This window comes from Aeromonas sp. V90_14 (genome assembly GCF_029967615.1).
Taxonomy (GTDB): Bacteria; Pseudomonadota; Gammaproteobacteria; order Enterobacterales; family Aeromonadaceae; genus Aeromonas; species Aeromonas hydrophila.
In genome coordinates this window covers 193,480-218,343 of the sequence record NZ_JASCAS010000003.1, presented here as the reverse complement: position 1 = coordinate 218,343, position 24,864 = coordinate 193,480, and the positions used below count along the sequence as shown (strand labels likewise).

22 protein-coding genes, 1 tRNA gene and 1 other RNA gene are annotated in these 24,864 nt (G+C 62.9%); 11 read left to right on the top strand and 13 right to left on the bottom strand.

The features are described 5' to 3' along the window. Nucleotides 1-64 precede the first annotated feature (64 nt). From QLG02_RS04595 to hybO, 10 genes are all read right to left on the bottom strand, one after another. Complete coding sequence (locus QLG02_RS04595) at nt 65-853, bottom strand: ATP-binding cassette domain-containing protein (protein WP_282464624.1); 789 nt, start codon at nt 851-853, stop codon at nt 65-67. Then, nucleotides 847-1,659: an ABC transporter permease gene (locus QLG02_RS04590; RefSeq protein WP_282464623.1), complete on the bottom strand. Its 813-nt coding sequence runs from the start codon at nt 1,657-1,659 to the stop codon at nt 847-849. The genes QLG02_RS04595 and QLG02_RS04590 overlap by 7 nt, the downstream gene beginning before the upstream one ends. Next, complete coding sequence (locus QLG02_RS04585) at nt 1,649-2,626, bottom strand: ABC transporter permease (protein WP_282464622.1); 978 nt, start codon at nt 2,624-2,626, stop codon at nt 1,649-1,651. Before QLG02_RS04585 ends, QLG02_RS04590 begins: the two co-directional genes overlap by 11 nt. Before the next feature lie 11 nt (nt 2,627-2,637). Continuing rightward, nucleotides 2,638-4,269, bottom strand: a complete 1,632-nt coding sequence (locus QLG02_RS04580; protein WP_282464621.1) for an ABC transporter substrate-binding protein — start codon at nt 4,267-4,269, stop codon at nt 2,638-2,640. Nucleotides 4,270-4,375: 106 nt separating this feature from the next. Beyond that, nucleotides 4,376-4,924, bottom strand: coding sequence for a hydrogenase-2 assembly chaperone (gene hybE / locus QLG02_RS04575; RefSeq protein ID WP_282464620.1), 549 nt, complete (start codon nt 4,922-4,924; stop codon nt 4,376-4,378). After that, nucleotides 4,906-5,436 (bottom strand): HyaD/HybD family hydrogenase maturation endopeptidase, encoded by a 531-nt coding sequence (locus QLG02_RS04570; RefSeq protein WP_226031841.1) that lies wholly within the window; start codon nt 5,434-5,436, stop codon nt 4,906-4,908. Before QLG02_RS04570 ends, hybE begins: the two co-directional genes overlap by 19 nt. Then, nucleotides 5,436-7,139: a hydrogenase 2 large subunit gene (gene hybC, locus QLG02_RS04565; protein ID WP_282464619.1), complete on the bottom strand. Its 1,704-nt coding sequence runs from the start codon at nt 7,137-7,139 to the stop codon at nt 5,436-5,438. The genes QLG02_RS04570 and hybC overlap by 1 nt, the downstream gene beginning before the upstream one ends. Further along, nucleotides 7,136-8,323, bottom strand: a complete 1,188-nt coding sequence (gene hybB / locus QLG02_RS04560; RefSeq protein ID WP_011706348.1) for a Ni/Fe-hydrogenase cytochrome b subunit — start codon at nt 8,321-8,323, stop codon at nt 7,136-7,138. Before hybB ends, hybC begins: the two co-directional genes overlap by 4 nt. Next, nucleotides 8,316-9,341: a hydrogenase 2 operon protein HybA gene (hybA, locus tag QLG02_RS04555; RefSeq protein ID WP_282464618.1), complete on the bottom strand. Its 1,026-nt coding sequence runs from the start codon at nt 9,339-9,341 to the stop codon at nt 8,316-8,318. The genes hybB and hybA overlap by 8 nt, the downstream gene beginning before the upstream one ends. 2 nt (nt 9,342-9,343) lie before the next feature. Continuing rightward, nucleotides 9,344-10,477, bottom strand: a complete 1,134-nt coding sequence (gene hybO, locus QLG02_RS04550) for a hydrogenase 2 small subunit (RefSeq protein ID WP_201888946.1) — start codon at nt 10,475-10,477, stop codon at nt 9,344-9,346. Nucleotides 10,478-11,207: 730 nt separating this feature from the next. Between hybO and QLG02_RS04545 the strand changes: the two genes are divergently transcribed. From QLG02_RS04545 to alr, 10 genes are all read left to right on the top strand, one after another. Then, a complete protein-coding gene (locus QLG02_RS04545; RefSeq protein ID WP_282464617.1) occupies nt 11,208-11,576 on the top strand; it encodes a response regulator in 369 nt (122 codons plus the stop codon). Then, nucleotides 11,573-11,893 carry an STAS domain-containing protein gene (locus tag QLG02_RS04540; protein ID WP_254200026.1) on the top strand — a complete coding sequence of 107 codons (321 nt, stop codon included), beginning with the start codon at nt 11,573-11,575 and terminating at the stop codon, nt 11,891-11,893. The genes QLG02_RS04545 and QLG02_RS04540 overlap by 4 nt, the downstream gene beginning before the upstream one ends. Continuing rightward, nucleotides 11,880-14,036: a chemotaxis protein CheA gene (locus QLG02_RS04535; RefSeq protein ID WP_282464616.1), complete on the top strand. Its 2,157-nt coding sequence runs from the start codon at nt 11,880-11,882 to the stop codon at nt 14,034-14,036. The genes QLG02_RS04540 and QLG02_RS04535 overlap by 14 nt, the downstream gene beginning before the upstream one ends. Nucleotides 14,037-14,097: 61 nt before the next feature. Beyond that, nucleotides 14,098-15,756 (top strand): methyl-accepting chemotaxis protein, encoded by a 1,659-nt coding sequence (locus QLG02_RS04530; RefSeq protein ID WP_282464615.1) that lies wholly within the window; start codon nt 14,098-14,100, stop codon nt 15,754-15,756. Between the two features lie 9 nt (nt 15,757-15,765). Further along, the gene (locus tag QLG02_RS04525; protein WP_011706355.1) at nt 15,766-16,293 is read left to right on the top strand and encodes a chemotaxis protein CheW; all 528 of its coding nucleotides are present in this window, start codon (nt 15,766-15,768) and stop codon (nt 16,291-16,293) included. A gap of 2 nt (nt 16,294-16,295) precedes the next feature. Beyond that, a complete protein-coding gene (locus QLG02_RS04520) occupies nt 16,296-17,159 on the top strand; it encodes a protein-glutamate O-methyltransferase CheR (protein WP_282464614.1) in 864 nt (287 codons plus the stop codon). Beyond that, on the top strand, nt 17,156-18,232 hold the full coding sequence (locus QLG02_RS04515; protein ID WP_282464613.1) for a chemotaxis response regulator protein-glutamate methylesterase: 1,077 nt from the start codon (nt 17,156-17,158) through the stop codon (nt 18,230-18,232). The genes QLG02_RS04520 and QLG02_RS04515 overlap by 4 nt, the downstream gene beginning before the upstream one ends. Before the next feature lie 2 nt (nt 18,233-18,234). After that, a complete protein-coding gene (locus QLG02_RS04510; protein ID WP_282464612.1) occupies nt 18,235-19,443 on the top strand; it encodes an EAL domain-containing response regulator in 1,209 nt (402 codons plus the stop codon). A 108-nt stretch (nt 19,444-19,551) separates the two neighbouring features. Beyond that, nucleotides 19,552-21,183, top strand: a complete 1,632-nt coding sequence (locus tag QLG02_RS04505; protein WP_282464611.1) for a methyl-accepting chemotaxis protein — start codon at nt 19,552-19,554, stop codon at nt 21,181-21,183. A gap of 475 nt (nt 21,184-21,658) precedes the next feature. Continuing rightward, nucleotides 21,659-22,771 (top strand): alanine racemase, encoded by a 1,113-nt coding sequence (gene alr / locus QLG02_RS04500; RefSeq protein WP_244088892.1) that lies wholly within the window; start codon nt 21,659-21,661, stop codon nt 22,769-22,771. A gap of 146 nt (nt 22,772-22,917) precedes the next feature. Here the strand turns inward: alr and QLG02_RS04495 are convergent, their stop codons facing one another. Continuing rightward, the gene (locus QLG02_RS04495; protein WP_282464610.1) at nt 22,918-23,613 is read right to left on the bottom strand and encodes a B3/4 domain-containing protein; all 696 of its coding nucleotides are present in this window, start codon (nt 23,611-23,613) and stop codon (nt 22,918-22,920) included. A gap of 43 nt (nt 23,614-23,656) precedes the next feature. Between QLG02_RS04495 and QLG02_RS04490 the strand changes: the two genes are divergently transcribed. Further along, nucleotides 23,657-24,259 carry a helix-turn-helix domain-containing protein gene (locus QLG02_RS04490; protein WP_166463855.1) on the top strand — a complete coding sequence of 201 codons (603 nt, stop codon included), beginning with the start codon at nt 23,657-23,659 and terminating at the stop codon, nt 24,257-24,259. 324 nt (nt 24,260-24,583) lie between these two features. Here QLG02_RS04490 and QLG02_RS04485 read toward each other — a convergent pair. Further along, nucleotides 24,584-24,712: non-coding RNA, RtT sRNA (locus QLG02_RS04485), on the bottom strand. A gap of 55 nt (nt 24,713-24,767) precedes the next feature. Further along, nucleotides 24,768-24,855 (bottom strand) — tRNA-Ser (locus tag QLG02_RS04480). Nucleotides 24,856-24,864: the final 9 nt, after the last annotated feature.

Here is a 24,864-nt window from a genome sequence, read left to right as displayed (position 1 = left end):
TCCGGCAGCGCCTGCCACTGAATGTCTGCCGCGCAGCACACGGCTAGTCTCAGAGATACCAACATCAGGAAACCTCCGGCACAGAGAAGAGTGCATTGAACTCCGGCAACGCCTGCCAGTGGGCTCTGAGCATCTCGCTCCCCTGCCCCTGGCGCAGATGGTGACAGCTCAGGGTATCGCTCACCTGGCCCTGATGCAGCGCCACGATGCGATCGGCAAAGCGGGCTGCCAACGCCAGATCGTGGGTGACCCAGAGGATACCGCTGCCCTGATTGGCCAATTCACGCAACTGGCTGAGCAGCTGGCAGGCCAACCCCTCGTCGAGCCAGGCGGTGATCTCGTCCGCCAGAATGTAGCGAGCGCCGCCAAGGGCCGCGGTGCAGGCCAGAATGCGCTTGGCCATGCCGCCGGAGAGCTGGCGCGGATAGCGGTCCAGAGTGGCGGCGGGCAGCTGGTAGCGCAGCAGTTGCTGGCCGAGCCGATCGCGAGAACCGCTCTGGCCGCACAGACGCGCCGCCCGGCCCAGCTGGCGCTCCACCGTCAGCAACGGATTGAGGGCGCTCACCCCCTGCGGCACATAGCAGAGGGTGTGGCCGCGCAGTCCGGCCCGGCTGGCGTCGCACAGGGGCACGCCATCGAGGGAGATGCTGCCGCGCATGCGCAGGTTGTCCGGCAGCAGGGTCAGGGCGCTTTGCAGCAACAGGCTCTTGCCCTCACCGCTCCCCCCCACCAGCGCGACGATCTCCCCCGGCGCCAATTGCAGGCTGATATCGGTCAGCAGGGGCCGCCAGCTGCGCCGCCCCAGCCAGGAGTAGTGGGCCGCCTCTATGGTCACCTGGTCGAAGCTCAGCATGATTCCCCCCCAAACCAGAGTTGTTGCAGGGCACGGGTGGCCTGATCAAACAGTAAAACCAACGTCAGCAACATCAACCCCGGGAAGAGGGCCAGCCACCAACCGCCACCGGCCAGATAACGCAGGGCATCGGCCAGCAGCAGACCCAGCGAGGCCTCGTGGGCCGCCAGCCCAAAGCCGAGAAAACTCAAGGCCGCGCTGTGCAGCACCGCATGGGGGAACATCAGCAGGGTGCCGATAAACCACTGGGGCAACAGCCCCGGCAACAGGTGGGTGCGCCAGCGGCGCAGCGCCCCCATCCCCTGACAGCGCGCCAGCACCACGTAGTCGCTGCAGGCGATCCGCCGCGCCTCGGCGCAGAGAATGAGCGCCAGCTTGGGCCAGTGGGTGAGCGCCATAGCCAGGATCACCCCGCGCATGCCGCCCCCTGCGGTAAAGCAGATCAGGATCAACAGCAGCATATGGGGCAGCGCCAGCATGGCGTCGATAACCAGCCGCACCGCCGCATCGCACCTGGGGTGAATGAGCGACACGCTTGCCGCCACCATGGCCAGCAGGCCGCTGCACAGGGCCGTGCTGATGCCCAGCTCCAGACTGGTGAGGGTGCCCTGAAAGGCGCGCAGCCAGAGATCCCGTCCCATCTGATCGGTACCGAACCAGTGCACCAGCGAGGGGGGCTGCTGGCGGGCCAGCAGATCCATCGGCACATCCTGATGAGAGAGGCTCCAGCCGTAGCTGGCCAGCAGCAGCAGACAGATCAGCGCAAAGCCCAGACGCAGCAAGGAGGGGAGCGGATTAAACAGCATGTACACCCTCCCAGCCCCGATTGATGCGGGCCAGCAGCACCCGCGCCGCCGTATTGCCCAAAAAGACCAGCAGGGTGCAGAAGAGCACGATTCCCATCAGCAAGGGGATATCTCCCCGCAGCCCCGCATCCACGGTGGCCTGGCCGAGCCCAGGGTAGGAGAAGACCTTCTCTGCCAAGAGCGATCCGCCAATCAGCTCACCAAGGGAGGCAAACTGCAGGCAGAGCGCCGGGGTCAGGGCGTGGCGCAGCACGTGAAAACGCAGCATGGGCCAGCCGCCATCCCCCTGAGCGCGGGCATAGCGGATAAAGTCGCTCGCCAGCACCTCGGCCACCCGCCCCCGGGTATGCAGCGCGATATTGCCTACCCCGAGCAGCGCAAGGGTGGTGACCGGCAGCAACAGATGGCGCGCTCGCATGACCCAATCCGCCTCATCGGCGGAGAGGCCCGGTGTCCAGGCGCAGCAGACCGGCAGCAAGTGCCAGTGCACCGCAAACAGCGCGAGCAGCAAGAGGCCGACCCAGAAGGTGGGCAGGGAGGCGAGCAGATAGGCAAACCGGCAAATCAGGCGATCGGGCCAGCGATTGAGATAGCGACCGGCGCAGAGGCCCAGCAAAATCCCGAAAAAGCCGGAGAGCAGCCAGGCGCCCGCCAGCAGCAGGAAAGAGGCAGCAAAGCGCTGGCCTATGACTTCACCCACAGGCGCGTTGTAGAGCATGGAGTAACCGAGATCCCCCTGCAGCACCTGGCTGAACCAGTGCCAATAGCGCAGCCAGAGCGGCTGATCCAGCCCCCAGCGGGCGGCGATGCGGGCGTACTGCTCCGGCGGCACATGGAGCAGATCGTTGCCGATATAGGCCTTGATGGGATCGATGGGGGAGTAGCTCAGCAACACAAAGGTGGCGACGGATACCAGACAGAGCAGCCCTGCCAGACGCAGCAGGGCTTTCAGAGTGGCAGTCATCATGGAGGACGAACTTAGCGGCACGTCCACCGCCAATCCTGCAGGTTGTTGAGCAAAGACCAGCTGCCGTGAATTTCCGGCGCCCCCTTGCCAAGGTCGATGCAGCGGTTGGCGAGATAGGTATGCTGCACATTGAGCAGCCAGGCCCAGGCGGCATCCCCCTGAACCCCGGCGCCACGCTTGCCATCCCACTCCACCTGCTGCCAGAACGGCACGGCCGCCTGCCAGTTCGGGGCATCCAGCGCCTGCTTGAGGTACGCATCCACCACCGGATTCTGGTAATAGCCCGGGTTGTAGAACTCCACGCCGGCGGAACCGCTCTGGTAGTGGTGATAGAGCTCCATGGGATCCAGACTTCCCCACCCCATCAGCACCGGATTGGCGTGCATCTCGCGCTCCACCTGCTCCCAGCTGCCGGATTTGAGGCTCACCTCGAGGCCGATGGGTTTGAGCATGGCCCGCACCGCTTCCGCCAGATCCCGGCGGGTGCTGTCGCCACTGGTGTACCAGAGGGTAAAGGCGGCGCGCAGGTCGCCCTTGTGGCGAGCGCCGTCGCTCCCCATCTTCCAGCCTGCCTCATCGAGCAGGGCGTTGGCATGGGCCGCATCCCCGTCCTTGAAGGCGGTGGCCTTGTTTAGCCAAGGCAAGCCTTCTACCGCGCTGTAAGCGGGGATGGCGTGCCCTTCCAGCAGCTGATCGGCCAGCAGCTGGCGGTCGATGGCGTAGTTGATGGCGCGGCGCACCGCCACGTCCGAGGTCACGTCGTTGCCGATGGGATACCCCTTGGCATCCTTGCCGCCCGCTGGCGGAATGGGGAAGACGATGCCGCGGTTTTCCACGCTCGGCCGCACCCACAGCTTGAGGGTGTCGGGTACGGTGGGCGCCAGCGACGGGGCGATGCGCACCAGGTCGAGCTGGCTGCTCTGGGCGGCGGCATAGGCGCTCTCTTCATCGATAAAGACAAACACCAGCCGCTTGAAGTCATTGCTGCCGCCGGCGTAATGGGGGTTGGCCTCCACCACCAGCTGCTGGCTAGGCAGGAAGCTCACCAACCGGTAAGGGCCGGCACCGACCGGATGGCGGGCGTAAGCTTTTGCGTCGTAATCCCGCTTCGACACGATTCCGAGCGATCCCAGCACGTTGACGAAGGTGCTCTGGGGGGCACTCAGGGTGATGGCAACCTCGGTAGGCGAGAGCACCTTGGCCGAGACAAAGTTGCCCATGTCGATCTTGCCGCCGCCCTGGGCTGCGCTGTTGTAGGTAAAGGCCACGTCTTCGGCAGTGAGCGGCGCGCCGTTGGAGAATGTCAGATCCGGCTTGAGGCGGATAAGCCACCCCTTGCCATCCTGGTTCGGGGTCACCACCTGGGTAAGCACGTTCTGCCAGCTGAGATCGGAGCTTTGTTTGAGCAGCGGGCTGTGCAGCAGCAGGTAGCTGCCGTGGCTCCAGCCAAGCAGGGGGTCGAACCCTTCGGTGGGCTCACTGCCGATGGCGAGCTTGAGTTCGGCGGGGACGGGCTGGGCCGCCAGCGCCATGGAAGATAAACCGCCCGAGAGCAGGGCCAGCAAGGCGGCCGCAGTGACTGAAAGGCCTTTATGGCGGGCGGCGTTGCTGCCTGAATGGCAGCCAAAGCATTGAATGGTCATAAGATCCCTTGTTCGTTTTACCACTCACTATCGAAAAACAGGGGCACGACAGAAGCGAGTGAGGGGCCAAAACGGCCCCTATTCTAAACCTGATTGCAGATGAGACCTAGCGCTGGGTGTCGCCCACAGGGTCGCCGCGCCGGCCGCTGAACAGGCGACGCCGGCTTAAGTTCATGCCGCCCTCCCCCTGCTGCACCGGAAGCGAAAGCAACATCTTGAGGGTGCTGCTCACCAGCGCGCGCCCCTCGTCGGCCCCCAGATGCGGGTCGATGGGGGACATGAGCGAGCAGGCCAGCAACTGCCCCGTCTCGGGCAATGCCCCCACCATAAAGGTCAGGTTGCCGCAGGGGAGCTGCAGGGCGAGCCGATCGCTGCTGCCGCGCACCGGCCAGAGTTGATCCGGCCCCGGCAGCACCACCACGCTCAACATCCAGGGGGTGAGCACACAGCCGAGCCACTGACCTTCAAACAGCACGCACTCCGCCACGATGGGCATGGTGGCGTGATAGAAGGGCAACGCCTGCATCTCTTCGCGAGCGATCCGCTCGTACTGGGCTACCAGCAGAGGCGCGGGATTGGTGGCAAAACCGGCAAACTCCTGCGCCGGCTCTGTCGCGGCTTCGTTCACTGCCTCATTCACAATGGATTGCGCCATGTGACCTCCCGCGCTCGCTCGGTCTTCTCCTGCTCAGAGAGCGGAATGGCCGGTGCCCCCAGGCTGGCCAGCAGGGTCAGGATCCGATCCGTTGCCTCCCCCATGGCAGCCGCCACCACAGGAGTGAGGCCGATGCGGGGCTCGAGGGATTCAGGCTCGACCCCGATCAGGGTGAGCCGCCTGGGGGATTCCCCCGTCATGTGCAGCGCCGAGAGCACGTCCGCCAGCCCCAGCTGATGGGGGGAGATCTTGCGACCAAACAGGGTCGGGATCTCTTCATCTTTCAGGGTCACCACGGTGCCCGGCGGATTGCCGCTGCGCACCGCGTCCGCCAGTATGATGTGGTCACGACTGGCCATCGCTTCGAGCAGTTCCATGCCGGCAGTACCGCCATCGAGTAACTCGATGCCGGGGGCGAAACGGTAGTCGCGCTCCAGCCCCTCGACGATACGCACTCCGACGGCCTCATCGCTCAACAGCAGGTTGCCCACGCCCAGGATCAGGGTGTTCATCACAGCACCTTCACCTGAGTCGTTTCACCACTCTGGGTATCCACCACATGGACCGCGCAGGACATGCAAGGGTCGAACGAATGGATGGTGCGCACCACCTCCAGCGGCTTGGCGGGGTCGGCCACCGGGGTGCCTACCAGGGATTGCTCGTAGGGGCCGGGTTCGTCGTTGAAGTTGCGCGGGCCCGAGTTCCAGGTCGATGGCACCACCGCCTGATAGTTCTCGATCTTGCCGCCCTTGATGACGATCCAGTGGGAGAGCATGCCGCGCGGCGCCTCTTCAAAGCCTACCCCGCGAAACTCCTTGTCCGCCGGGATCTCGGTCTTGATGTAGGTGCTGAAATCCCCCTTGCCGATGTTGTCCACCAGCGCCTTCCACTGATGGGACAGGGTGTCTTTGAGCACGCAGCAGCGCACCGCCCGGCCGATGATGCGGCCCAGGGTGGAGTGCAGCTGTTCAGTCTTGATGGCTGAACCGGTGAGCGTCTTGTAGAGACCGTTGAGCTGATCGAAGTGCGCCACCGTCTCCGGGTGCTTGGCGGCGAGCTTCACCAAGAGGTCTGCGAGCGGCCCCACCTCCACCACCTTGCCGTAGAAGGTGGGGGATTTGACCCAGGAGTACTTGCCGTCATCCTGCCAGCCGGTGTAGTTGGGCTCGGTCTTGCCCTCCCAGGGCTTGAGGGGTTCGTCATCCTTGTACCAGGCGTGCTTGTTGCTCTCGGCAATGCCATCCATCAGCCAGGCATCCTGATGGCTCTCGATGGGGCGATAGCCGGCCAGATCGCCGTTCTCGATGTAGCCACCGGGCATCAGGAAGCTGCCGCCGTCACCGTCGGTGGGCAGTTCAGGCACGCTCAGGTAGTGCTTGGCCCCCTGCCCCAGGTTCAGCCACTCGGGGTAGTGCGCGGCTATGATGGCGGCATCCACCTTGTAGACCTGCTCGATAAACTCGCCGAGCCGGTCGATAAAGCTCTTCACGTAGAGCAGTCGCTCCAGGTTGAGCACGCTCGGCGCATCCAGGTTGATGGGGTTGGCCACCCCGCCCACCGCCAGGTTCTGGATGTGGGGGGTCTTGCCGCCGAGGATGGCGACGATGCGGTTGGCATCGCGCTGGCACTCCAGTGCCTGCAGGTAGTGGGCCACGGCGATGAGGTTCACCTCCGGGCTCAGTTTCATCGCCTTGTGGCCCCAGTAGCCGTTGGCGAAGATGCCAAGCTGGCCGCTCGCCACCAGGGCGCGGATCTTGTCCTGCACCTTGGTCAGCTCGTCGGCGCTGTTTAGGGACCAGGTCGATACCCCCTTGAGCAGGTCGGCCGCTTTTTGCGGATTGGCCTGCAGGGCGGCGGTGATGTCCACCCAGTCCAGCGCGGAGAGCTGATAGAAGTGGACGATGTGATCGTGGATGTTGTGGGCCGCAATGATCAGGTTGCGGATGTACTGGGCGTTGACCGGCACCTTGGCGCCGATGGCATTCTCCACCGCCCGCACCGAGGCGATGGCGTGAATGGAGGTGCACACCCCGCAGATGCGCTGCACTATCATCCAGGCATCGCGCGGGTCGTTGCCCTTGACGATCTCCTCCATCCCGCGCCACATGGTGCCGGACGACCAGGCCTTGGTGACGACGCCGCCTTCGATTTCACAGTCGATACGCAGGTGACCCTCGATGCGGGTGATGGGGTCTATGGTGATACGTTGGCTCATACGTTGGCTTTCCCTCGGGCCTGATAATCTTGGTGAACACGTTCAAGTGATGGCAGTACCGGCAAGAGCCGGATCAGCAGCAAATAGGCACACACCTCGATGGCGACGAAGCCCAAGGAGATCAGCACTTCCGCCGCGGAGGGGAAGTAGTGGTAGCCATTGCCGGGGTTGAAGGCGAGCAGGGAGTAGTCCAGTCGCCAGAGGGCGGCGCCCAGCAGCATGCTGAGGGCCCCCAGGAACAACATGCGCGAATCGCGGCGGCTCTTGTCCCAGTGGAACACCAGCAGCGGGAAGATCATCAGCGCGATCTCGCTCCAGAACATCAAGGCGTAGCGATCCCACTGGGAGAGGTACTCCGACTTGTCGTTGATGACGATCTCGGCAAAGCGCAGCGCCACGAACAGGATCAGGAAGATGTCGATCACCTGGGTCAGCTTGTAGAACAGCGGCTTCTCATTCGGACCGCGTCCCGCCAGCCCCGCCTGCACCAGAGAGCCTTCAAACACCACGATGGAGAAGCCCATGATGAAGGCGGTGAGCAAGGAGAAGACCGGCAGCAGCTCGTAGCTTTGCCAGAGCGGATGGATCTTCTCCCCCGCCACTATCATCAGGGATCCCATGGAGGATTGGTGCATGGTGGGCAGCAGGGCCCCCAGCGCCAGGATGAAGAACATGACCTTGTTGATCCGCGCAAGGGAGACCTTCCAGCCGAACTTCTCCATCAGCACGGGGGCAAACTCCAGCGCCATCACCCCGATGTAGATGGTCATGCAGACCGCCGTCTCGAACAGCACCGAGGAGGTGTTGAAGAAACCCGGAATGTAGAAATACGGCAGGTTCCAGTAACGGCCGACGTCGATGGTGATGGAGAGGCCGCCCAGCGAATAGCCGAACAGGCTCGCCAGCAGGGCCGGTCGCACCAGGGGGTGATACTCGCCCCGGTTGAAGACGTAGACCGCCCAGGCCAGCGCCCAGCCGCCGCAGGCGAAACCGGTGCCGATCAGCAGATCGAACGAGATCCAGAGCCCCCAGGGATAGCCGCCGTTCAGATCGGTGACCGAGCCCAGCCCGAAGATCAGGCGTTTGAGGATCAGCATGCCGCACAGGATGACGAACGGCGCCAGCACCATGACCGGCCAGCTGACCAGCCTGCCTCCCAGCGGATGTGCCTTGTGATTACTCATGATCCTTGCCTCCCGATTGCTTGTCATGGCCCGCGTGCGGGTCATGATCGTCGCCATCCTGATGGTCCTTGGTGTTGCGGCGAATGAGCACCGAGAGCCCGGTCAGCACCACCAGCGGCAGCACCATCCCCTTGTAGAGGGTGTGCTGGATATGCTCGGAGCGCGCCCCGGAGGAGAGCTCCGGCAAGTCAGGCATGTCGAGCTTGGTGTAGGGCACCCCGGCCAGCACCAGCACCTGGGTGCCGCCCCCCTCCTTCTCGCCATAGACGTAAGGCTGGTAGTTGGGCACCTCGTGCAGGTAGGGATCGTTGGCGCTGAAAGTCTGGCGCGGGTAGGCATATTCGCTGCCCGGGGTGGCCAGCAGCCGGCGCCTGGCCTCGGCCATCAGCGCCTCGCGGGTGCCGAAGATGACGGCGCCGGTGGGGCACACCTCGACGCAGCCGGGCAACTTGCCCTGATCGATGCGCTCAAGCCCCTTCTGGTTGCAGAGCTCGCACTTGTGGATCGCCCCGAACGGGTTGTCGTAGTCATATTTGGGCACGTCGAACGGGCAGCCCACCATGCAGTAGCGACAACCGGTGCAGACGTCAGGGTCATAGTGGACGATGCCGGTTTTGGGATCCTTGGTCAGCGCCTGCACCGGGCAGACGGAGACGCAGTTGGGATCGACACAGTGCATGCACTGCTTCTTGATGTAGGCATAGCCATCCACCAGCTGATCCTTGTGCTCACCCGTGCCGCTCTTCCACACCTGAATGATGTTGTTGGTGTAGGGACTCAGCTTGTCGTTGTTGGACCAGGTCGCTTCCCCGGCCGGATTGGCCGGGTTGCCGTTGAGGCGCTGACACTCCGCCACACAGGCCTGGCAGCCGATGCAGAGGGTGGAGTCGTAGAGCATGCCGAGCGCGCCGGGAATGGGCGGCTTGTTCTCGGCCGCCGCCAGGGCACTGCCGGGGACGGTGGTGCCCGCCGCCAGCGCACCGACGGAGGCGAATTTGAGGAAGTTGCGTCTGTTCACGGTTACTCCTCCCGTGAGGTGTGCTGCCCGGCTTCATGGCGCTTTTGCTGGCGACCGAGCTCGCGCACCGTCATCAGACTCACCCCGACCAGCACCCCGAGCGCCCCACCGATAAGGCCGGTGGCGGTGGGCGACATGTGTCCTCCCTCCTGGATGGCCACGTCGGGCTTGTTCACCCGCGGGGTGGGATTCTCCACCTTGGCGAGCTGGAAGATCCCCTTGCTGAAACCCACCCCCTGCTCGTTGCAGCCGTAGCAGGGATGGCCGATGCCCACTGGCCAGATGCCGCCGCCCACATCGCAGAACTCCAGGGTCGAGCAGTTGCCGTAGGTCTCCGGCCCCTTGCAGCCAAGATGGTAGAGGCACCAGCCCTGACGGTGGCCCTCGTCGCCAAACTCCTTGGCGAAGCGACCGGCGTCGAAATGCGGACGGCGCTCGCAGTTTTCGTGGATCAGCCGCTCATAGGCAAACAGCGGCCGCTTCTTGGCATCGAGCGCCGGCAGCTTGCCGTAGGTGATGTAGTAGGCGACCGTGGTGAGGAAGTTGTGGGGATTGGGCGGGCAGCCCGGGATATTGATAATCGGCGTGCCGAGGTTGCCGAGGGCCTCTTCCAGGCTGACGGCGCCGGTCGGATTGCCACCGCTGGCGGGCACCCCGCCCCAGGCGGCGCAGGAGCCGATGGCGATGACGGCGGCCGCGTCACTGGCGGCGCGGCGAATATGGTCGACGATGGGCTCGCCAGCCACCATGCAGTAGATGCCGCCATCCTTGAGCGGGATGGAACCATCCACCACCAGCACATACTTGCCCTTGTAGCGTTCGATGGCATTGTGCTTGTTCTCTTCGGCCTGATGACCGAAGGCCGCCGAGAGCACCTCGTGGTACTCCAGCGAAATGGTGTTGAGGATCAGGTTCTCGATGGTGGGGTGGGTGGCGCGCAGCAGCGACTCGGTGCAACCGGTACACTCCTGCGCCCCTATCCAGATCACCGGTGGCCGCTCGGGGCTGGTGAGCGCGGTGGCCATCTTGGCCACGGCATGCTGGCTTAATCCAAGGGTTGCGGCCATCCCGGCGCACAATTTCATGAAGTCACGGCGATTAATTCCATGAGCCGATAAAAAAGTATCCTCGACCATTCTTTTTATTCCCGTAGTGAGCACTTGTTTGATAAATGCTTAATAGCGGAAATGCTAAGTACTCCCCCCCTGCCCCGCGTTGATCTCCATCAAGTGACGGAACATTATTCAAATAGAAAACTCATCAGCATGGATTTAAAAATTTCATATGTAGCATAGACTTAGAAAGCATGGCGTGAGCCTTCAAAATACCCACTAGGGGGTAATTTTACGTGTTAATGAATTTAATTCATTTAAATTACCCGTTAATTCGTGATGTTAAATAATCAGAATGAAAGCGTTGTCACACTATTTGACCCGGTCTTTATGTTACCAGCAATAGGCTATTTTACCTCGCCAAAAGTGGCTGATAATATATACCTTTATATTTGTATGATTATATGTAAACAAGCGGAATGGACGCGCGAACGATATTTATTATCAGCTTCTAAAATAGGCTCCTCTGCCTATTTCAAGAAATATCCCCCTTGCTTGATTAATTAACTATCATCAACAGGGTATCTGCATTTCCCCCTATTCCCCCTCTTGCAACAGGTGGCCCACCCCCTCCTTCCCGGCTCGGCTGCGCCACCTGGCCGGTACAACTGGCGCCATTTGTCTCTATTAGTCAGTGATGACATAAAAATCTCTCCAACATCAAGCTGTTGAACAACAATTATCACTGAGCCCTGTGCGGGCTCTGCCCTTGGCGCTAAGGGCAAGGAACCCATGAAGTCGATGAGGATGACCGATGAGCAAAACCATACTGGTGGTGGATGATTCCGTGGGGATCAGGGCGGCCATCACCATGACGCTCAGCAGCGCCGGTTTTGAGGTGATTGAGGCCGGCGACGGCGAAGCCGCCCTCATCGAACTGAATCAGCGGCGAGTACACCTCATCATCTCCGATCTCAATATGCCCGGCATGGATGGCATGACCCTGCTAAGACGGGTCAAGGCCCAGCAGACTACCCGCTACCTCCCCTTCATCATGCTGACCACCGAAGACTCCGAGCAGATCAAGCGGGAAGGATTCGAGGCCGGCGCCCGAGTCTGGCTCACCAAGCCGTTCGAACCGCTCAAGCTGCTGGACGATGTCTGCAAGGTGGTGCAGCCATGAGCCTGGCGATCGACACCCGGCAAACGCCGGTGACCGCCACCCTGAGCGGTGAACTCAGCGTCATCACGCTGGGGGATCTGCAGGATGATCTGTTCGGCCTGCTCAATTTCTCGGTATTGACGCTGGATCTCACCCCGCTGGAGATGCTCGATGGCTGCGGTGCCCAGCTTATCGCCATCCTGCAGCAGGAGGCCGGCCAGCAGGGCAAGCAGCTGCGACTCGAGGCCGCTGAAGGGAGCCAGGCCCGCCATGTCTTGAGCCTGATGGGGTTGTGGCCGACCGACCATGGGGAGGGCCGCGCGGATGGACATCAATAAGGCCCGTGCCCTCTTCTTCGAGGAGGCCTACGAGCAGTGCGACAATCTGGAACACGCCCTGCTGGATCGCGACACCTATCCGGCCAACCCCGACACCTACAACCTGATGTTTCGCACCGCCCACACCATCAAGGGCTCGGCCGGCATGCTGGGGCTGGCCATGCTGGTGCGCTTCGCCCACGCCATGGAGAACATGCTGGAGCGGCTGCGCAGCGGCGAGATCGCGCTGGACGAACACCTCATCAACCTGCTGCTGGCCTGCAACGATCAACTGCGCGACCTGCTACAGGGGGCCGAACACAACCCCGAGCTGCAGCAGACCGAGACCCAGCAGATCCTGGCCCTGCTCTCCCAGCTGCAAGGGCACCAGACCCTGCCCAGCCAGCCGCTGATCATGCCGGCTCCCGCACCGGTCAATCAGACGGATCGGCGCGCCTGGCACCTCTCCCTGCGCTTTTATCCGGCCCTCTATCAGGACGGCTTCGATCTGCTGGCCTTCATCCGCTACCTCGGCAACCTGGGGGAGATCCGCGTCATCCAGCCGGTCTGGCAGGAGTGGCCCCCGCTGCAACTGCTCGATGCCACCGAGTGTTTTCTCGGCTACGAGATTGGCCTGCTCAGCGCCGAACCGACCGAGCGGATCCGGAGCACCTTCGATTTCGTTGCCCACGCCAGTCTCATCTGTCTGCTCAGCCCCCATCAGGATCTGGCGCAGTTTTCAGAACAGGGGCAAAAGCTGGCGGCCTGGCGCAATGAGCCGCTCGCGGCCCAGCTGCAGCGCTGGGTGCAGACCGGCGCCCTGAGCGAAGAGGAAGCGGCCTGCATCGCGCGGGGCGAGCTGACGCCCGGCGCGGCAAGCGCAGAACCGGCTCTGGCGCCCCCCATCCAGTCAGCCCAGCCGCCGCAGGAGGCCCCCCCACAGCAGGCCAGACCCGCACCGCTGCGGGCGGAGGGACACTACATCCGCATCGAGGCGGCCAAGCTCGATCGGCTGATCAATCGGGTCGGCGAGCTGGTGATCGCCACCTCGGCCACCACCCTGCAGGCGAGGATGAGGGGCGATGCGGAGCTCATTGAATCAGTCGCCATCGTCAACACCCTGGTGGAAGGGATCCGCGACGACGCACTCACCCTGCGCATGGTGCCCATCAACGAGATCTTCAACCGCTTCCCGCGACTGGTGCACGAACTGTCCCAACAGACCGGCAAGGAGATCCAGCTGCAGATCCGCAACGCCGATACCGACATCGACAAGTCGATGGTCGAGAAGCTGACCGACCCCCTGATGCACCTGGTGCGCAACGCCGCCGATCATGGCCTCGAAGAGCAACAGGCTCGGCTCGCCGCCGGCAAGCCGGCGCAGGGCACCATCACCCTCAACGCCTATCACGATGCCGGCGCCGTGGTGGTGGAGGTCAGCGATGACGGCCGCGGCATCGACCGCGACAAGATCCTCGCCAAGGCCCATGGCCAGGGGCTGCTGCCGGAAGGCAAGGTATTGAGTGAACAGGAGATCTTTCAACTGCTGTTTCTGCCCGGCTTCTCGACGGCCAGCGATGTCAGCGATCTCTCCGGGCGGGGAGTCGGGCTCGACGTGGTCAAGCGCAACCTGGAGTTTCTGCGCGGTGAAACCACCATCGATAGCCGGCTGGGGCTGGGCACCACCTTCAGGCTGAGACTGCCGCTCACCCTGGCCATCATCGACGGCTTTCGCATCGAGGTGGATCACGCCTCCCTGGTGATCCCCCTCGACATGATGGTCGAATGCATCGATCTGCCGCCGGATGCCCTGCGCACCCCGGCCCGCCAGATCAACGTGCGCGGCGAATGGGTGCCCTTCATTGTCCTGCGCGAGCTGTTTGCCCTGCCCCCTGCCGACGAACCCGAGTTCGTGGTGATGGTGGACTATGCCGACCATCGTGCCGGCATCGTGGTGGATCGCCTGATTGGCGAGGTACAGGCCGTCATCAAGCCGCTCGGCGAGCTGTTCAAGTCCCTGCGCTACGTGAGCGGCTCCACCATTCTGGGCAACGGTCAGCCGGCGCTCATTCTCGACGTCCCCCAGCTCATCCAGCTGGCCTGGCGGCGGGAACAACATGCGCTCCGGCAACAGGCCGATGCCCTCTACAGCCTCAGAGATTGACCACACACCTTAAGCACATCAACGGAATTGACGGAGTCAGACCATGGACTGGTTTCACAACTTGCAAGTCAGAACAAAGCTGGTGTTCTCGTTCTCCATCCTCATGGTGCTGCTGGTGGTGCTGTCGCTCACCAGCTACTACTCCACCAGGACCATGGTGCAGCTGGTCAGCAACATGCACGCCAACCAGCTGTTGCCGATCAAGGACATCGCCAACGCCAACATCTATGCGGTCTACCAGAACCGGGCCCTCTATCGCTACATCGGCGAGGTCGACCCGGATCTCAAGGCCCAGGCGTTGGTCAATGTCGACAAGTTCGAGAAGGGGATGTGGGATTTTCTGGCCAGCTACCGCAAGACCTATCTCACCCAGCGGGAGGTGGACCTGCTGACCCGCTTCGATCAGGCCTGGGCCACTTACAAGCAGTACGCCAGCGAGATCCTGAAACTGGCTCAGACACCGGGCCAGGATGGGGTGCCCGAGCGCAACGCCTTTCGGCTGATGGGGGACAAGGGGCGCCCCGCCTTCGACATCGCCGATGCCCTGCTGAGCGATCTGGTCAAGGTGAACACCGAGCTGGCTGCCCAGTCCATGGATGAGAGCCAGAACATCTATCAAGACAACCTGCAGATCCTCATCGCCATCGCCAGCGCCGCCTTTCTCATCTGCCTCATCCTGGCCCTGCTGGTGACCCGCAGCATATTGCGCCAGCTGGGGGGCGACCCCTCCTATACGGTGCAGGTGGTGGCCCGGGTCGCGGAGGGGGATCTCTCCACCCCGGTGCTGCTCAAGGCCGACGACACCTCGAGCCTGCTCTATGCAATCAAGAGCATGGCCCACCGCCTCTCCGACACCCTCAACGAAGTAGGCGCCATGTCGGAAGCCATCGGCTCGGCCTCCGAGCAGGTGGCCGCCACCGCCAATGCCCTCTCCCAGACCTCTTCCGAGCTTGCCTCCAGCGTCGAGCAGACCAGTGCCTCGGTCGAGGAGATGACCGCCACCGTCAGCCAGAATGCCGACAATGCCAAGGTGACCGAGAACATCTCCACCCGGGCAGCCAGCAGCGCCACCGAAAGCGGCAAGGCGGTCGGCGAGATGGTGCACGCCATGAAGGAGATAGCATCGCGCATCACCGTCATCAACGACATCGCCAACAAGACCGACCTGCTGGCCATCAACGCCGCCATCGAGGCGGCCCGCGCCGGCGAGCACGGCAAGGGCTTTGCCACCGTCGCCGCCGAGGTGCGCAAACTGGCCGAACGCTCCCAGACCGCAGCCAAGGAGATTGGCGAGCTGGCCGGGCGCTCGGTCAGCGTCGCCGAGCAGGCGGGATCCTTGCTGCGTGAAATGCTGCCCGGCATCGATCAGACCGCCACCCTGGTGCAGGAGATCGCCTCCGCCTCCCGCGAGCAGCGGGCCAGCGTCTCCCAGATCAACATCGCCGTGACCCAGATAAGCGACGGCATGCAGGCCTCGGCCGCCTCGGCGGAAGAGCTCAGCTCCACCTCGGAAGAGCTGAGCTCCACCGCCCTGCAGTTGCAGGAGCTGATGCAGCAGTTCACCCTGCGCGGCGGCAACACCCGCCAGCCCTATACTCCGCACGGCGGCGCCCATGTCATCCGGCGCAGCAAACCGAAGTCTGCATTCTCCCGCCCCTACCCTTTTCATGAAGAGGATCTGGAGCGAGAGATAGACGATGGCAAGTTCACCAACTACTAGGAGCCGGCGATGAGAGACAAGCTTGCCCCTGATACCAGCGCCCACTTTCACTGCGTCACCTTCATGCTGGGCGGCGAACTGTACGGCATCGACATCGGCTGCATCCGCGAGATCATCGAATTCGAGGGGATGACCCCGGTGCCCATGATGCCGCGCTTCGTGCGAGGCATCATCAACCTGCGCGGCGCCGTGGTGCCGGTGATCGACCTCTCCATCCGTTTCGGCCGGGGCCAGACCCTGCTGCAACCCACCACCTGCGTCGCCATCCTCTCCCTGCCCAACAGCACCGGCGAGGAGCAGGAGATCGGCATGCTGCTGGATGCGGTCTGCGAGGTGTTGGAGATCCGCAGCGACGCCATCGAACCGGCCCCCACCTTCGGCACCCACATCCGCGGTGACTTCATTCAGGGGGTGGTCACCATCGATCAGCAGTTCGCCATCCTGCTCGACATGCACAGGGCCCTCTCCATCGCCGAGCTGAGCGCCATGGCCGAGGCGGCCACCGAGCAGCAGTTCTCCCCGGAACAGGGCGGCTGACCATGGTGGCGCCCCCCTTCACCGCCGAACTCACCCCGACTCTCAGCCAGAGCGAGTTCGATCTGTTTCGCCGCTTCATTCTGAATTCGGCCGGCATCGACCTTGCCCCCTGCAAACGGGCGCTGGTGCAGTCCCGGCTCGCCAAGCGGCTGCGGGCACTGCACCTCTCCAGCTATCACGCCTACTGGGAGCGGATCAACCAGTCCGTCGATCCCCACGAGCGGCAGCTCGCCATCAACCTGCTCTCCACCAACGAGACCTATTTCTTTCGCGAATCCCAGCACTTCAGCTGGCTCAAGCACCATGCCGAACAGCTGCTTGCCACTCGCCGCCAGCCGCTGCGAGTCTGGTCCGCCGCCTGCTCCACCGGGGAAGAGGCCTACTCCGCTGCCATGGTGCTGGCCGAACAGCTCGGCATCAACGATCGCTGGAGCATCCACGGCACCGACATCAACACCCGGGTCATCCCCTTTGCCCGCCGCGCCGTCTACTCGGTCGAGCGGGCCCAGCACGTGCCACCCCATCTGTGGCTGCGCTATTTTCAGCGCGGCCATGACGAGTTCGCCGGCAAGATCCGGGTCAAGCCGGAGCTGGCCGGCAAGGTCACCTTTGCCAACCTCAACCTGCTGACATGCGGCGACTATCCGGAGCGCAACTTCGACGTCATCTTCCTGCGCAACGTGCTCATCTACTTCAATGACGAGACCAAGGCCCGGGTACTGTCGCAGCTCTGCAACCTGTTGCGCCCGGACGGCTACCTGCTGGTCGGCCACTCCGAGATCATTCGCCAGCAGGATCTGCCGCTGGTGCAGGAGGCCCCCTCCCGCTACCGCTGCCTGCCCCTTCAGCCCAAGGAGCTGCCATGACCATACGCGTGCTTATCGTCGACGACTCGGCCCTGGTACGAGAGGTACTGACCCAGATGCTGAGCAAGGCGGAGGACATCGAGGTGATCGGCGCCGCCTTCGATCCTATCTTCGCCATGCAGCAGATGAAGAAGTGCTGGCCCGACGTCATCATTCTCGACATCGAGATGCCACGCATGGACGGCCTCACCTTCCTCAAGAAGATCATGGCCGAGCACCCCACCCCGGTCATCATCTGCTCCTCCCTCACCGAAGAGGGAGCCATGATCACCCTGGAGGCGATGTCGGCGGGGGCCATCTCCATCGTCACCAAGCCCAGCGTCGGCATCAAGAGCTTCCTGCAGCAGTCCGCCAACGACTTCATCCAGGAGATCCGGGGCGCCGTCGGCGCCAAGCTGCGCAATCTGCTGCCCGGTGCCGCCCCGCTGCCGGTCACCCCGAGGCGCAATGCCGACGAGGTACTCTCCCCGCCGGCGGAGCGGATCTCCTTTCGCACCACCGAGAAGATAGTTGCGCTCGGCACCTCAACCGGTGGTACCCAGGCGCTGGAGTACCTGCTCTCCCGCCTGCCCGCCACCTGCCCGGGGATCGCCATCGTCCAGCACATGCCGGCCCGCTTCACCGCCTCCTTTGCCGAGCGGATCAACGGCCTCTCCCAACTGGAGGTGAAAGAGGCCGAGACCGGCGATCGCCTGCTGCCCGGGGTCGCCATCATAGCGCCGGGGGGCAAGCACCTGCTGATCCAGCGCAGCGGCACCCAGTATCTGGCGGAAGTCAAAGAGGGGCCGCCGGTCTCCCGTCACTGCCCCTCGGTGGACGTGCTGTTTCGCTCGGTGGCGGTGAGTGCGGGGCGCAACGCCCTCGGCGTCATCATGACCGGCATGGGGGATGACGGTGCCCGCGGCATGCGGGAGCTGCACGACACGGGCGCTCGCACCATTGCCCAGGATGAAGCCAGTTGCGTGGTGTTCGGCATGCCCAAAGAGGCCATAGCCCACGGCGGAGTGGATGAAGTCATGTCCCTCACCCACATTACCCAGACGCTCAGCCGTCCGGATCTACGAGGCGTGTAATTATGTCATTGGAAAAATGGCAAGGCCGCAGTGCCATGGTGGTGGATGACTCCCGCACCCAGCAGTACGAAGTGACCTGTCTGCTGCAGGAGCTGGGGTTCGGCCAGATCCACGTTGCCCATGATGGCCAGGATGCCCTAGACAAGCTGCAGCAGCTCGAGCGCATCGATCTGCTGCTGACCGATCTCAACATGCCCGGAATGGACGGAGTCGAGCTCATCAGCAACCTGGAGAAGAATACCCACTACCGGATGTTCGTGGCCGTGATGAGCGGGGTGGAGCGGGACGTGCTGGACGTGATCCACGCCATCGCCGATGCCAGCACCCTGGAGGTGATCGGCGTGCTGTCAAAACCGCTGCGACAGAGCGATCTGCGCAACATGCTGCAGCATTGCGATCCGCTGGCGCACCGGGAAAACAAGAAGTGGATGCAGCTCACCTTCACCGCCGAGGATGTGCAGCAGGCGCTGGACAACCGCCAGCTGATCCCCTTTCTGCAGCCCAAGGTGCTGATGGCGGACGCCAGTCTCTACGGCTTCGAGGCGCTGGTGCGCTGGATCCATCCCGACCACGGGGTCATTCCCCCCATCTGCTTCGTTCATCACCTGGAAGAGGGGCAGCTGGCGCTCGATTTCTTCTACCAGTTCCTGCACGCCACCTGCGAGGCGATCACCACTCTGGGCGCACTGTCCGAGCACCCCACCTGCTCCATCAACATGCCGGTCAGTCTGCTGCTGACAGACAAGCTGGTCGAGAACATGATTACCATCGTGCAGGCCCATCAACTGCCCTGCAGCGCCATCATCATCGAAGTCACCGAGACCACCTTCATGTCCAACCTCGCCATGTCGCTGGGCACCCTGGCACGCTTGAGACTGCGTGGATTTGGCATCGCAATGGATGATTATGGCACCGGCTACTCCTCCATGAAGCAGCTATCTCGCTGTCCTTTCACCGAGATCAAGATTGACAAGGAATTCGTGCACGACGCCCATAGCAGCCCCAAGAAGCTGGCTATATTGACCTCAGCGATCGTCATGAGCCAGAAGCTCAACCTCAAGACGGTCGCCGAGGGAGTGGAGACCGAAGAGGACTGGAAACAGCTGGCACTGCTCGGCTGCGAGCTGGCGCAAGGCTACTACATCAGCCGACCGCTGCCGGTCGATCAGATTGAAAAATGGTTTGCCGAATGGCAGGCCAGGGCGACCTGAATCGTGTCCCTTTGCGCTATTGAGGAACCCCGCTCTGACAGGGCGGGATAACAACACCGGCAGTATCGACATCGCTGCATGGACGCTTGAAACAAGCATGAGGCTACCATGAACAACCTACTTCGCCAGCTCTCCATCAAGACGCGGCTTATCGTCTCCTTCCTGTTGCTGAATCTCATCCTGATCGGGGTCGGACTCTACGGCAAGCAGAACACCAACACCATCAATGACATGCTCAACGACATGTACCTCAACATCCTGACCCCCATCACGGATGTCGCCAACGCCAACATGCAGGCCATCTATCACAACCGCTCGCTGTTCGATTACGTCATCGAGCCGACCCAAAGCGGCATGGACAAGATTGCCAGGGATATGGATCTGCACGAGCAGAAGATGGCCGCCTTGCTGGACAAGTACCGGGCAACCCAGCTGAGCGAACCGGAGAAACTGGCTCTGGCGGACTTTGACCGCGCCTGGCCGCTTTACAAGGAAGCGGCGCACAAGGCGATGGCGGCAAGTGCAGCCAACGACAACGACAGCGCCATCAAGCTGATGAAGGGCGAGGCCGCCACCACGTTTCAGGTGGTGGACGATCTGCTCAGCAAGCTGGTCGACATCAATCAGGGGCTGGGCAAACAGGCCTTTGATGAGAGCGACGTGATTGCCAGCGACATCACCACCGCCACCTACACCATACTCGCCATCTCGGTGCTGCTCTCCTTGCTGCTGGGCTGGTTGCTCAGCAGCAGCATCAACCAGCCGCTGCTCGCCATCATGCAGGATCTGCAGCAACTGGCGCAGGGCCGGCTCACCGCCCCGGATCAGGCCGAGGGCAACGACGAGCTGACCCGCATGCAGCAGGCGATGATCAGCACCCGCCGCAGCCTGCGCGACATCGTCTCGACCATGCAGCATGCCGCCGAGAGCCTCACCGCCAGCGCCTCCCAGCTGGGGGCGGCGGCCGAGCAGGTCAATACCAGCTCCCAGCAGCAATCCCTCGCCACCGCCAACACGGCCGCCTCGGTCGAAGAGCTCACTACCTCAGTCTCCCAGCTCTCCTCGTTCGCCAATCAGGCCAACAGCGTGGTGATGCAATCCGGGGAGATTGCCCAGGCCGGCGAGAAGCAGGTCAAACACGCCTCCCAGGAGGTGCTCAGGGTTACCACGGCGGTCAACGACTCCGCCAAGCAGGTGCAGGGACTGTTTGACGACATCACCCGCATCAGCCAGATCTCGGTGATGATCCAGGGGGTCGCGGATCAGACCAACCTGCTGGCGCTCAACGCCGCCATCGAAGCGGCCCGGGCCGGCGACATGGGCCGCGGTTTCGCCGTGGTGGCCGACGAGGTGCGGACCCTGGCGGCACGCACTACCCAGGCCACCCAGGAGATCAACGAGATGCTCACCTCCATCCAGCAAGGGGCCACCAGCGCGGTCAAGGGGATGAACGCCTGCTCCGACAGCATGAGCACGGTGCGGGAGACCACCGAGGGGGCCAGCGAAACCATGGCCCAGGTGGATCAGAGCTCCCGCAAGGTGGTGGAGCTGATCCAGGAGATAAGCTCCATGCTCCATGAGCAGGCCGCCGCCAGCCAGCTCATCGCCCAGTCCGTGGAAGAGATCACCCAGATGTCGCTGGAGAACGTCTCCGCCGCCGAGAGCGTCAATCACGACGCCTCCCAGCTGACCACCATCATCCAGCAGCTCAACCAGGGCATCGGGTTCTTCAAGGTCTAATAAAAACTCCGAGACCCGCCCGGCCATAGGCCTGGCGGGTCTCTCCCCCTCACCTTTCCATCAAGATCCCATCTTCACCCTTCCTCTTTGCCACGAGCTCACGACGGCCCGGCGCTGGAATGCCGACATCAGAGCGGCATCAGCTCAAACATCCATCAAAAACAGTCCAAAACAGCCTCATTCCCCTCCCGTTTGGAGGGATAAAACCAGTGATAAATACTGGGTCATAGGGAGCCAGAGAAAGCATTGGCAGGCAAATTTATACAGAGGAATACCCCGTATTTTGCGCATTTACACATTCCTATTCGCCACATAATTTACCAACCAAAAAACAACTGATAACATCTTTTTACATTTTAAAGCATATAAAACAACATGATTCAGTGGCCCCCCGTTTGCTCGTCGCGGCAGCCAGGATCACCGGATCAGGATTGAAACCAGCAGCCAACTTCTCATCGAGCAGACACCCGACCCCATGATGAACACAGTTACGGCCAGCATCGATATCGATGCACTCCAGCACAATTTCGCCGTGGTGCGCCGCCATGCCCCCCACAGCAAGATCATCGCGGTACTCAAGGCCAATGCCTATGGCCACGGGCTGCTGCCGGTGGCCCATGCACTCGCCCAGGCCGATGCCTATGCGGTGGCCAGGGTTGAGGAGGCGCTGGTGCTGCGCGCCAACGCCATCACCAAGCCCATTCTGGTGCTGGGAGGCTTCTTCAGTGCCGAGGCGCTGCCGCTGCTGGCGAAACACGAACTGCAAACCACCTTGCATACCTGGGAGCAGCTGGCACTGCTCGAGCAGGCCAGTCTGCCCGCCCCCATCAAGGTGTGGCTCAAGCTCGATACCGGAATGAACCGGCTCGGGCTGCGCGCCGAGGAGTTGCCCGCCTTCATCGAGCGGCTGAGCCATTGTCGCAACGTGGTGCAGCCGTTCCATCTGATGACCCACTTCAGCCAGTCCGATGAACAGGATACCCAGGCCACTCAGTTGCAGATCGAGGAGTTCAACCGCCTCTCTGCTCATCTGCCTGGCGAGCGGGCCATGGCCAACTCCGCCGGCATCCTCGCCTGGCCGGCATCCCGCAGCGACTGGATCCGGCCCGGCCTCATGCTCTACGGCGCCTCCCCGTTTGCCGGTCAGCTCGCCGCCGACCATGACCTGCGCCCGGTCATGACCCTCAAGAGCCAGCTCATCGCCACCCGCGCCTGCGCGCAGGGCGAAGCGGTCGGCTATGGGGGACACTGGGTGGCGGATCGCAATACCACCCTCGGCGTGGTGGCGGCGGGCTACGGGGATGGCTATCCGCGCATGGCACCCGAAGGGACCCCCATGCTGATCAATGGCCGCCGGGTACCCATCGTGGGTCGGGTTTCCATGGACATGATCACCGTCGATCTGGGGCCGGCGGCCAGCGACAAGGTGGGAGACGAGGTGACGCTGTGGGGGGAAGGGCTGCCGGTGGAACAGGTGGCCGAAAAGATAGGCACCATCCCCTACGAGCTGCTGACCCGCCTGACCAGCCGGGTCCATCTCAGGCACTGCGACAAACACGAACAGATGCCGCTGTTGAAGCTGGCCTGAGCAAGCGGGGACGGGCCTGCGATCTGGGCCCTGTTATGCCGTCATCAGGCAATAAGTTGGCCTCTCCTCATGGCGGGAGCTGCAATACCGCGGCAGGAACGCCCTTCCTCCCAGCGTTGGAATGAAGGGCGCCCCTGCTGCCGGGTTCAAGGAAGATCGAAGCCGACCAGGCTCTGCTCGATGCGGGCGTCAGGCATCATGCGCCGCAGCCCGTTCACCAGCCTGGTAGCGGCCTCCTGCAACGCCGCCAGCGGCATCTCGGGCAGGCTCTCCAGAATGAACCACATCTGTCTGGCATCGCTATCCAGGCTCGTTCTCACCCCTTGACGCCAGTTCCAGCGCCGGCAGGTAACGCCCAGATCGTCGCGCCAGATCACCTCGCCCGCCTCCGGGCACTCCTGCGCCGGCGCCCCCTCTTTCATGGTGTCAAAGGCTTCGCTGCCATCGGCAATGACCAGCCGGGGCGTCCCGACATAGGCGGCCAGGTTTTCCCCGCCGACCGGGAGGGCGTAGGCGAGGCTGATGGCGTTGTAGAGATCCACCACGGGATCGATGCTCGGCAGAGCGCCATCACGCAGCACCCGCTTGCGCAGGGCATCCGCCGAACAGGGAGTACGCTGGGGCTTGGCGCCAAACCCCTTGAATACCTCGGCCCAAGCGGCCAGATGCGCCTCGGTCCAGGGAGCGGGGTCGTGCAGAACCCGCTGGCAGGCCTGCGCCAGCTCATCGACGGCGATGGCCGGATTGACGATCTCGTCGGTCTGCAGGGTAATGCTGATAGCCCGAAATCCCGGGGCCAGCGTCGCCAGCGCGGGATCGATTGACGGTTGTACCGATCTCATGGAATATCCTTATATCGACTATTTTATTTCATGATAATGACCGATGACCAAGAGAGTCAATATAACGACCGATACCGGCGCCGACGTGGGGCATGTCACCGCCGCCGTCTCCCGCCGGCTCAAGGAGTACAGACAACAGGGCCGGCTGTCGCTCGATGAGCTGTCGCGCCGGGCCGGGGTGAGCAAGGGGATGCTGGTCGAAATCGAAAAGGGGGCGGCCAACCCCAGCATCGCCATCCTGTGCAAGCTGGCCGCCGCGCTCGGGGTATCGGTTGCCGATATCGTCGACGTGGCCAGTACCCCGACGGTGCACCTGATCGAGCCGCAAGCCATCCCGACCCTGTGGCAGGGCCCGCTCGGCGGCTCGGCCCGCCTGCTGGCCGGCACCCGGGGACCGGACATGATAGAGCTGTGGCACTGGCAACTGTACCCCGGCGAGCAGTTTGACTCTGACGGCCACCCGCCCGGCACGGTGGAACTGTTTCACGTCGAGCAGGGCACCCTGCAACTGCAGCTGGGAGAGAGCGAGCTTGCCGTCACTCAGGGCTGCTCTGCGGTGGCCCGCACCGACCTGCCCCACGCCTATCGCAACGCGGGCGACAGCGTGCTGCGCTTTACCATGACGGTAGTGGAGCCGCACGGCTGAGGCTGGCCGCTGCGAGGTGACAAGCCGTATCCTGGTAAACACGCCTCCTGATAAACAAAAAGGCCCCGTCTTGCGACGGGGCCTTTACCAATTGTTAGCGAGAGCAGGTATTGCTACGCCCAAAAAAAACCGACCATCAGGTCGGTTCTTCAATATGGGCGATGGGTCGGGATTGACTCACGCCATCCCTGGCGCTCGCCCTGCGGGCGGCCTCTGGCGGTCCAGATGGGCTGTCCTGCCCACCTGTCGAACCAGGGCTCGAACCACGCCGCCCCTCACCGGATAAAGCAAAAGGGCCTGTCTTGCGACAGGCCCTTTTGCTTTATCCGGTGAGGGAGGGATGATTCGCCACTGCGTGGCTCACCCCTTCGGGGCGGCCTGCGGCCGTTCATCGCAGCAAGCTGCTCTGCTCGAACCCTGCGAGGGTTCTTACCCTCCCTCTTCGACATGAGCTGATAATTCTTCCCCCAAAGCAAAAAACCGACCATCAGGTCGGTTTTTTGTAATTTGGCGGTGAGGGAGGGATTCGAACCCTCGATACGTTGCCGTATACACACTTTCCAGGCGTGCTCCTTCAGCCACTCGGACACCTCACCAAATTTTGG

Bases quoted from the DNA above. Each gene is read 5' to 3' on its own strand.
- QLG02_RS04595 (WP_282464624.1), bottom strand. From the start codon at position 853: ATGCTGAGCTTCGACCAGGTGACCATAGAGGCGGCCCACTACTCCTGG.
- QLG02_RS04590 (WP_282464623.1), bottom strand. From the start codon at position 1,659: ATGCTGTTTAATCCGCTCCCCTCCTTGCTGCGTCTGGGCTTTGCGCTG.
- QLG02_RS04585 (WP_282464622.1), bottom strand. From the start codon at position 2,626: ATGATGACTGCCACTCTGAAAGCCCTGCTGCGTCTGGCAGGGCTGCTC.
- QLG02_RS04580 (WP_282464621.1), bottom strand. From the start codon at position 4,269: ATGACCATTCAATGCTTTGGCTGCCATTCAGGCAGCAACGCCGCCCGC.
- hybE (WP_282464620.1), bottom strand. From the start codon at position 4,924: ATGGCGCAATCCATTGTGAATGAGGCAGTGAACGAAGCCGCGACAGAG.
- QLG02_RS04570 (WP_226031841.1), bottom strand. From the start codon at position 5,436: ATGAACACCCTGATCCTGGGCGTGGGCAACCTGCTGTTGAGCGATGAG.
- hybC (WP_282464619.1), bottom strand. From the start codon at position 7,139: ATGAGCCAACGTATCACCATAGACCCCATCACCCGCATCGAGGGTCAC.
- hybB (WP_011706348.1), bottom strand. From the start codon at position 8,323: ATGAGTAATCACAAGGCACATCCGCTGGGAGGCAGGCTGGTCAGCTGG.
- hybO (WP_201888946.1), bottom strand. From the start codon at position 10,477: ATGGTCGAGGATACTTTTTTATCGGCTCATGGAATTAATCGCCGTGAC.
- QLG02_RS04545 (WP_282464617.1), top strand. From the start codon at position 11,208: ATGAGCAAAACCATACTGGTGGTGGATGATTCCGTGGGGATCAGGGCG.
- QLG02_RS04540 (WP_254200026.1), top strand. From the start codon at position 11,573: ATGAGCCTGGCGATCGACACCCGGCAAACGCCGGTGACCGCCACCCTG.
- QLG02_RS04535 (WP_282464616.1), top strand. From the start codon at position 11,880: ATGGACATCAATAAGGCCCGTGCCCTCTTCTTCGAGGAGGCCTACGAG.
- QLG02_RS04525 (WP_011706355.1), top strand. From the start codon at position 15,766: ATGAGAGACAAGCTTGCCCCTGATACCAGCGCCCACTTTCACTGCGTC.
- QLG02_RS04520 (WP_282464614.1), top strand. From the start codon at position 16,296: ATGGTGGCGCCCCCCTTCACCGCCGAACTCACCCCGACTCTCAGCCAG.
- QLG02_RS04515 (WP_282464613.1), top strand. From the start codon at position 17,156: ATGACCATACGCGTGCTTATCGTCGACGACTCGGCCCTGGTACGAGAG.
- QLG02_RS04510 (WP_282464612.1), top strand. From the start codon at position 18,235: ATGTCATTGGAAAAATGGCAAGGCCGCAGTGCCATGGTGGTGGATGAC.
- QLG02_RS04505 (WP_282464611.1), top strand. From the start codon at position 19,552: ATGAACAACCTACTTCGCCAGCTCTCCATCAAGACGCGGCTTATCGTC.
- alr (WP_244088892.1), top strand. From the start codon at position 21,659: ATGATGAACACAGTTACGGCCAGCATCGATATCGATGCACTCCAGCAC.
- QLG02_RS04495 (WP_282464610.1), bottom strand. From the start codon at position 23,613: ATGAGATCGGTACAACCGTCAATCGATCCCGCGCTGGCGACGCTGGCC.
- QLG02_RS04490 (WP_166463855.1), top strand. From the start codon at position 23,657: ATGACCAAGAGAGTCAATATAACGACCGATACCGGCGCCGACGTGGGG.